This is a genomic window from Henriciella sp. (assembly GCF_049649345.1).
Lineage (GTDB): Bacteria > Pseudomonadota > Alphaproteobacteria > Caulobacterales > Hyphomonadaceae > Henriciella.
Window position 1 is genome coordinate 1 of sequence record NZ_JBARZC010000322.1, and the last position, 6,580, is coordinate 6,580.

Genomic DNA, 6,580 nt, shown 5'->3' on the forward strand with positions numbered 1-6,580 from the left:
GGGACAGGCGTCTATCATCCCCTGCAGGGCAACGCCGACTGGAGCGCCTTCTACCTGATCAAACAGGGCGAACGGATCGAGGAGAACATTGCCCGCTGTCCGCGCACCATGGCGGCCATCGATGCGATCGGCGAGGCGGCGCACCCCGCCCCTGCCCCGTCCGTCCTGTTCTCGCAGCTCAAACCCGGCGCCACCATCCCGCCGCATCACGGCATGCTGAACACCCGCCTCATCTGCCACCTGCCCGTCATCCTGCCAGGCCAGTGCGCGCTGCGGGTCGGCAATACGACGCGCGAATGGAAAGACGGCGAGGTCTTCATCTTCGATGATACGATCGAGCATGAGGCCTGGAACTGGTCGGAAAAACCGCGCTTCGTCCTGATCTGGGAAGTCTGGCGCCCCGATATAAACGCCCGCCAGCGGTCTCTCGTGAGTGAGCTGTTCAAGATGTTTTCAGGCGCCCAAACGGCAAGCTAGTCAGGCCTCATTGGCAACGATGGCGCGTGTGCGAAAAGCATTCATCAGCGCGACAAGCTCCGCGGCCGGCACCCTGTAATTTTCCGTCAGTTGAATGGCGCCTTTGCGGAAGAAATGGTTCACCCGGTTGAGCAAGGGGTTCTCGCCGCGCAGGAAGTCGAAGGCGGCATGATGTTCGGTCGCGATCCCACGCGTGCGCTCGACATGCAGTCGGATCTCGGAAATCTCATCCCAGCTGATCCGGCCAATGCCCTTGAGTTCGCTGCTCTCGAACCCCTCGCGGTCGAGCTTCAGCCAGGCGCGCTGGAAGACCGCCTGCAGCGCGCCGATAATCGCCGCAAAGGCCCCGATCACCGCAAATGTATCGGCAACCCATTCAGGGTCGGCATGGCCTGAGCGGGCGATCAGGATCATCAGGAACATGAAGCCGATCCCGATAAAGGCGAGCCAGTAATAGCGTCTGTTCGTCGCTGAAAACGATATGGTTTCAGGAATTTGCTCAGGCATATATGGGTCTCGGAAGCGCTTCGGGACGGTCAGGATAGCCCAATCAGGCGGCCCGCTCCAGCACCTCGAAGACGCCCCTGTCACCTGCCCCCGCAGTTAGTCACTTCCATCGGCGTCTCCACCGGCGCCTGGCCGAAATGAATGTGCTGATCAGGCGCATGGGAAATAGCAGCAAATAGCCAGTTTTGATCGATCTTATTAAGACCTCGTGCACGCCCGCGCGCATACACTTTAGCGTTAATCATATTAATCCGGAAGTGTTAAGTTGCGCCTTAAGCCTGTTGTCCCGGTCACACTGATGGCCCTCACCCAGCCCGGACTGGCTGGGGCGGACGGACCCTGCATGTCACTCGACGAGTATGTTGGCGCGCTCTATACCGTCCGCGAGATTCAGGCCGATCCCGGCAAGACGCCCACGCCGCGCCAGATCGACAAGCTCGACACGCATCTCGAAGGCGTCTCGTTTCCAGCTTTGCACACTGCAACCAGCATTGATCCGTTTTCCGTCGAATTCGCCTCTGCGGTGACCTATGCCGATACGCTTCGCAATAGTGTCGAAACCTATCGCCAGGGCTACAGATGGCGGGCCAGCCAGCAATTGCATTCCGAAGTGCCCAAAGGGGTCGGCGAGGACCTTTCCACACTGCACAGGATTCATGGCTGCCTTCCGGAAGACACGCTGTGGCACGATGCGCCGCCGCAGGCCGCTGCTCGCTTCGAAGCGCCAGCTAGCGCCACTGCGTCCGCGCCCTCCGGCGAGCCATCACCATCCGCGAAAAAAGGCAGCCGGGCATCATCAACGTCCAATAGCCGCACATCCAGGATGAAGCCGGAGAATCTGCAACCGGGCTTATCGGCTTCCTTCATGCCGGGCTGGCGAACCCTGCTCGCTCTGGCCTGCCTCGTCGGGATCTCGCTCATGCTCGTCCGGCGCCCCCGCAAAAGGAAGGCCGCCGAACGGGTCGAACGCTATATCTGCAACAGGCTGATCAAGGTCAAGGTCGGCAGGCGCAAGACCGTGATGAGGATCGTCGACATCACTCAACACGGCATCAAGCTGAAGCATAATGGTCTTATCACCAGGCAGCGGCCGGTAAGCTTTGATGTAAGGGGCACCCACATTCAGGCCCGGGTCCGCTGGTTCAATAATGTCTTTGCAGGGGTCAAATTTGTGCGGCCCCTCACTGAAGAGCAGCTTCTCACGATCACTGGACGATCGAAGCTTCAGCCAGCGCCCAAGCCGAAGCAAGACGTGCCGGACGCAGCCTAGGCGGTCCGCTCCAGAACCGCGAAGAAGAAGCCATCCGTGCCGGCGCTGCGCGGGGTGAGGCGCACTGACGTCCCGGCCCTACAGCCTGCCCGCACCACGGCCGCGCCCTCATCAGTCAGCAGGCCGGATGCGATCGCCGCGTCAGCAGCATTTTGTTCTGCGAAGCCCGGATGCGCTTCGAGAAAACCAGCGACCCGGTCCTCATCTTCTTCCATCAGGAAGGAACAGGTCGCATAGACCAGCCGCCCGCCGGGCTTCACGAAGTGCGAGGCCGCTTCGAGGATGTCGGTCTGCTCCTCCATCCGCTTTTCCAGCTGTTTCTGCTTCAGCCGCCATTTCGCATCCGGCCGCCGGCGCCACGTGCCTGTGCCGGTACACGGCGCATCGACGAACACGACATCCATCTGCCCCTTGAGCGCGTCCAGCGCTTCGGGCTCGCGCGGATGGATGAGCTGCACATTGTGCGCGCCTGAACGTTTCAGCCGCGGGATGATCGCCGAGAGCCGCCGCCCGTCAACGTCATAGGCATGGACCTGGCCCTTGCCCTCCATCATCGCCGCCAGGGCCAGCGTCTTGCCGCCGCCGCCCGCGCAATAGTCGAGCACCTGGTCGCCGGGCCCGGCATTGGCCGCCGCCGCCGCGATCTGCGAGCCGGCATCCTGCACCTCGACCCAGCCCTTGGAATAGGCCGGGATGCTTTCCAGCGAGGTCTCGCGTTGTGAGGGATCGCGCGCAGGAATGTGATAGGCATTCTTCAGCAGCGGCGACTCAACCGCATTGGCAGAGCGCATCGGCCCGCCCGCCTTCTCGGCGTCCACTTTCAGCGTGTTGACCCTGATATCGACATCAGCCCGGACCGCCATGGCCTGCGCCTCGACCACTTTCTCCTCGCCGAAGAGCCGGTCCATCATTGGCTCCATCCAGCCGGGATAGTCGCCCGACACATGCGGCTCTGCGGTCACATCCGGGGCCATGACGAGGCGTTCCCGCTCCTCCAGGGTGAGCTTGGATGGTGCGTGCTCCTCGTCCATCGCGCTGTCGATCCGCATGATGTCCCAGCCCCAGGCATGCGCCAGCGCGCCGAGGATCAGCGCGCGCGGCTCATCGGAGCCCATGGCGTGTGCAATCGAGTTCTTCTTACGCAGCGCATCAAGCACCAGTCCGGAGACCCAGGCCCGGTCCTTTGACCCGGCATACCGCGCCCGCTTGCCCCAGTCGCGCGCCGCTGACTTCACCGGCTGGTGCCGGTTCAGCACGTCCGAAAGAACATCAATTGCCGCTGCTATCCGTCCGCCGTCGCGCATGATCAGAGCCTCTCTGGAAGAAAGCGCACGTGTTAGCCCGCAGAGCAGGCCTTGACTATGGGCTGACTGGAAATCGCCTGCGCTCTGTTCGCACGAAGATCCGCTCAAGCCGCAAACAGGTCCGCCAGCTCTCCAGCAGAGATGGTCTCTCGCTTCTTCCAGGCGCGGTGCCGCCAGGCGCGATGCGCAAATAGCCCGCCGATCAGAAGGCCGCCAATGGCAGGCCCGGTTGCGCCCGGCTCTCCGATCAGGACGAGACCGAAGGTGAGACCGAGCACGGCCGGCAAGGCCGATGCCAGGAAAATCGTCCAGCTCGCCGCAGGGCTGACACCGCTTTTCACCTGAAGATCGGGCCGGGCCTTTCCAATTGCGCCAAGGATGTCGGCAACAGCCGCATTAAATGTCTCACCATCGCCGCCGCCGGCAATTGAGACGAAGTTCATGACATGCTTGCGCCCCTTTGCGCAGAAGACCAGCCCGTAATCGTGGCGCCTCTGCGTGCTGACATGATACCAGCGCAGCGATGAGAGATCCTCATAGGCAATCATCTCATCAGGTTTTCCGGGGGGCTTTAGAATTACATGATCCGGCGCCGTCTCGACGATGGTCTTTGCGTCCATAATTCCTTTAGCATAAATGTAGACCGCCATCGCATGCGCCTATCGATCGCCTACAATAATAGGCGTGAGATTCCAGAAAACGGGTCAGGTAACCCGCAATGATTGTAACGGGATGGCGCTGGGGGCTAGGGTCGCCGCGACAAAGATCAACGGGCCGGGAGGGACAAGTTGAACCTGGAAATCTCGCTGCCGGACGCCATTCGCCCGGCCACCCGCAAGGACTGGCGCCAGCTGGGCGACATCACGGCCGAAGCCTTCGCCGAAGACCCGTTCAATCTCTGGCTGTTCGGCGGCGAGCGCGCGCTGCGCCCGCTGTTCCGCATCATGGCGCGCGACATCTATCTCAAGCACGGCTTCTGCCATATCGCGGGCGACGGCGCGGCGACCATGTGGGCGACCCATGAGTCCAATCTCCGCTTTCCGCCGCTCGCCCTGGTCCAGCTGATGGCGGCGCAGATGATCCACGGCACGAAGGGCTCGATGAAGCGCGGCATGGCCGCTGGCGAAGCGATGGAGAAATATCACCCGAGTGAGCCGCACCTCTATCTCTTCACCATCGGCACGAGAAAGGCGGCGCGCGGAAAAGGCCTCGGCAAGGCGATGATGAATCCCGTTCTCGCCGTCGCCGACAAGGCCGGCCTGCCTGTCTATCTGGAAAACTCAAACCCCGCCAATCACGGCTTCTACACCTCGTTCGGCTTCGAAAAGCTCGGCGATTTCAGGGTGCTGGACGACAGCCCGCCCATGGCGCCGATGTGGCGGGAGGCAAAATCTCTGTAACTGTCATCCCGGAATGGCCGCACGCCTTATCCGGGACCCATCTTTGCGCAGAGGCGGCACACTAGGTGCGTCGGACCCGCTCTACCGCCCAATCGAGTAATTCGGCGCTTCGCGCGTCATCGTCACATCGTGGACGTGGCTTTCTGACAGCCCTGCCCCTGTGATCTGAACGAATTCGGCCTTCTCGTGCAGTTCAGCGACTGTTTTCGCGCCGACATAGCCCATTGCGGCGCGAAGCCCGCCGACCATCTGGTGGATGATGCTGCCAACCGGGCCCTTGAACGGGACCTGGCCTTCGATGCCTTCCGGCACCAGCTTGTCGCCCTCGATATCCTTCTGGAAATACCGGTCAGCCGAGCCGCGCGACATCGCGCCGAGCGAGCCCATGCCGCGATAGGCCTTGTAGCTGCGCCCCTGGAACAGGAAGACCTCGCCGGGGGCCTCTTCGGTCCCGGCAAAGGCAGAGCCCATCATCGCGGTCGAGGCGCCGGCGGCGAGCGCCTTGGCAAAGTCGCCCGAGAATTTGATCCCGCCATCGGCGATGATCGGCGTGCCGGTCTTGGACGCCGCATTCGCGCAATCCTCGATCGCGGTGAGCTGCGGTACGCCGACGCCGGCCACGATCCGTGTCGTACAGATCGAGCCGGGGCCGATGCCGACCTTCACGCAATCGGCTCCGGCATCGATCAGCGCCTTGGTCGCGTCGCCCGTCGCGACATTCCCCGCGATAATCTGCACCGAATTGGAGAGCTTCTTCGCCCGCGTCACGGCATCCAGCACAGACTGCGAATGGCCATGCGCGGTATCAATGACGATCGCGTCGACGCCCGCTTCGATCAGCGCCTGCGTGCGTTCATAGCCAGCATCGCCAACCGTTGAAGCAGCTGCCACACGGAGCCGGCCCTGAGCGTCCTTTGCGGCATTTGGATTGAGCTGCGCCTTCTCCATGTCCTTGACGGTGAGAAGCCCGACGCATTTTCCGGCCTCATCGGTAATAACCAGCCGTTCGATCCGATGCTTGTGGAGGAGCTGGCGCGCCTCCTCGATCGGCGTGTCCATGTCCACGGAGACGACCTCACGGGTCATCAGGTCTGCAACTTTGGCATTCAGATCATCGAGAAAGCGCGTATCGCGGTTCGTGATGATACCGACAACGGTACCGTCCTTTTCCACCACCGGCACGCCGGAGAAGCCGGTCCGCGCCTTGATGTCCTTGAGCTCTTTCAGGCTGGCTGTCGGCGCGATGGTGATGGGGTTCATCACCACGCCGCTTTCATACTTCTTCACCTGCGTCACCTGCCCGGCCTGCTCCTCGACGGTCAGGTTGCGATGGACCACGCCGATGCCGCCGGCCTGAGCCATGGCTATGGCGAGGCGCGCTTCGGTCACTGTGTCCATCGCTGAAGAGAGCAGCGGAATGTTTAGCGGAATGGATTTGGTCAGGAAGGTCGAGACGTCGACATTGGCAGGCATGACCTCGCTCGGGCCGGGCTGCAGGAGCACGTCATCGAAAGTGATAGCTTGTCGGATTTTCATGTGGGGAGCTCCCTTTTCGGCCTAATAAGGGAGTCGCGGGGCTTCGAAAAGCCCCTTTTTCGGCCCGTCTGCAATCGCTCCGGCAC

7 protein-coding genes are annotated in these 6,580 nt (G+C 62.1%); 3 read left to right on the top strand and 4 right to left on the bottom strand.

Going from position 1 to position 6,580, the window contains the following annotated elements; all coding sequences use genetic code 11:
- Positions 1-477 (top strand): aspartyl/asparaginyl beta-hydroxylase domain-containing protein (locus WA989_RS08555; protein WP_424340083.1); only part of this gene is annotated, 477 nt, incomplete at its 5' end.
- On the opposite strand, the gene WA989_RS08560 is transcribed toward WA989_RS08555, so the two are convergent.
- Positions 478-984, bottom strand: a complete 507-nt coding sequence (locus tag WA989_RS08560; RefSeq protein ID WP_424340084.1) for a hypothetical protein — start codon at positions 982-984, stop codon at positions 478-480.
- Positions 985-1,327: 343 nt separating this feature from the next.
- Here WA989_RS08560 and WA989_RS08565 point away from each other — a divergent pair, with 343 nt between their 5' ends.
- Positions 1,328-2,254: a hypothetical protein gene (locus WA989_RS08565; RefSeq protein WP_424340085.1), complete on the top strand. Its 927-nt coding sequence runs from the start codon at positions 1,328-1,330 to the stop codon at positions 2,252-2,254.
- On the opposite strand, the gene WA989_RS08570 is transcribed toward WA989_RS08565, so the two are convergent.
- Both WA989_RS08570 and WA989_RS08575 read right to left on the bottom strand, forming a co-directional pair.
- Entirely contained in the window at positions 2,251-3,558 is a 1,308-nt protein-coding gene (locus WA989_RS08570; protein WP_424340086.1) for an RsmB/NOP family class I SAM-dependent RNA methyltransferase, read from the bottom strand. The genes WA989_RS08565 and WA989_RS08570 overlap by 4 nt on opposite strands.
- 104 nt (positions 3,559-3,662) lie before the next feature.
- The gene (locus WA989_RS08575; RefSeq protein WP_424340087.1) at positions 3,663-4,208 is read right to left on the bottom strand and encodes a hypothetical protein; all 546 of its coding nucleotides are present in this window, start codon (positions 4,206-4,208) and stop codon (positions 3,663-3,665) included.
- A 138-nt stretch (positions 4,209-4,346) separates the two neighbouring features.
- On the opposite strand from WA989_RS08575, the gene WA989_RS08580 reads away from it, so the two are divergent.
- On the top strand, positions 4,347-4,958 hold the full coding sequence (locus tag WA989_RS08580) for a GNAT family N-acetyltransferase (protein ID WP_424340088.1): 612 nt from the start codon (positions 4,347-4,349) through the stop codon (positions 4,956-4,958).
- An 81-nt stretch (positions 4,959-5,039) separates the two neighbouring features.
- On the opposite strand, the gene guaB is transcribed toward WA989_RS08580, so the two are convergent.
- Entirely contained in the window at positions 5,040-6,494 is a 1,455-nt protein-coding gene (gene guaB / locus WA989_RS08585; protein WP_424340089.1) for an IMP dehydrogenase, read from the bottom strand.
- Positions 6,495-6,580 lie beyond the last annotated feature (86 nt).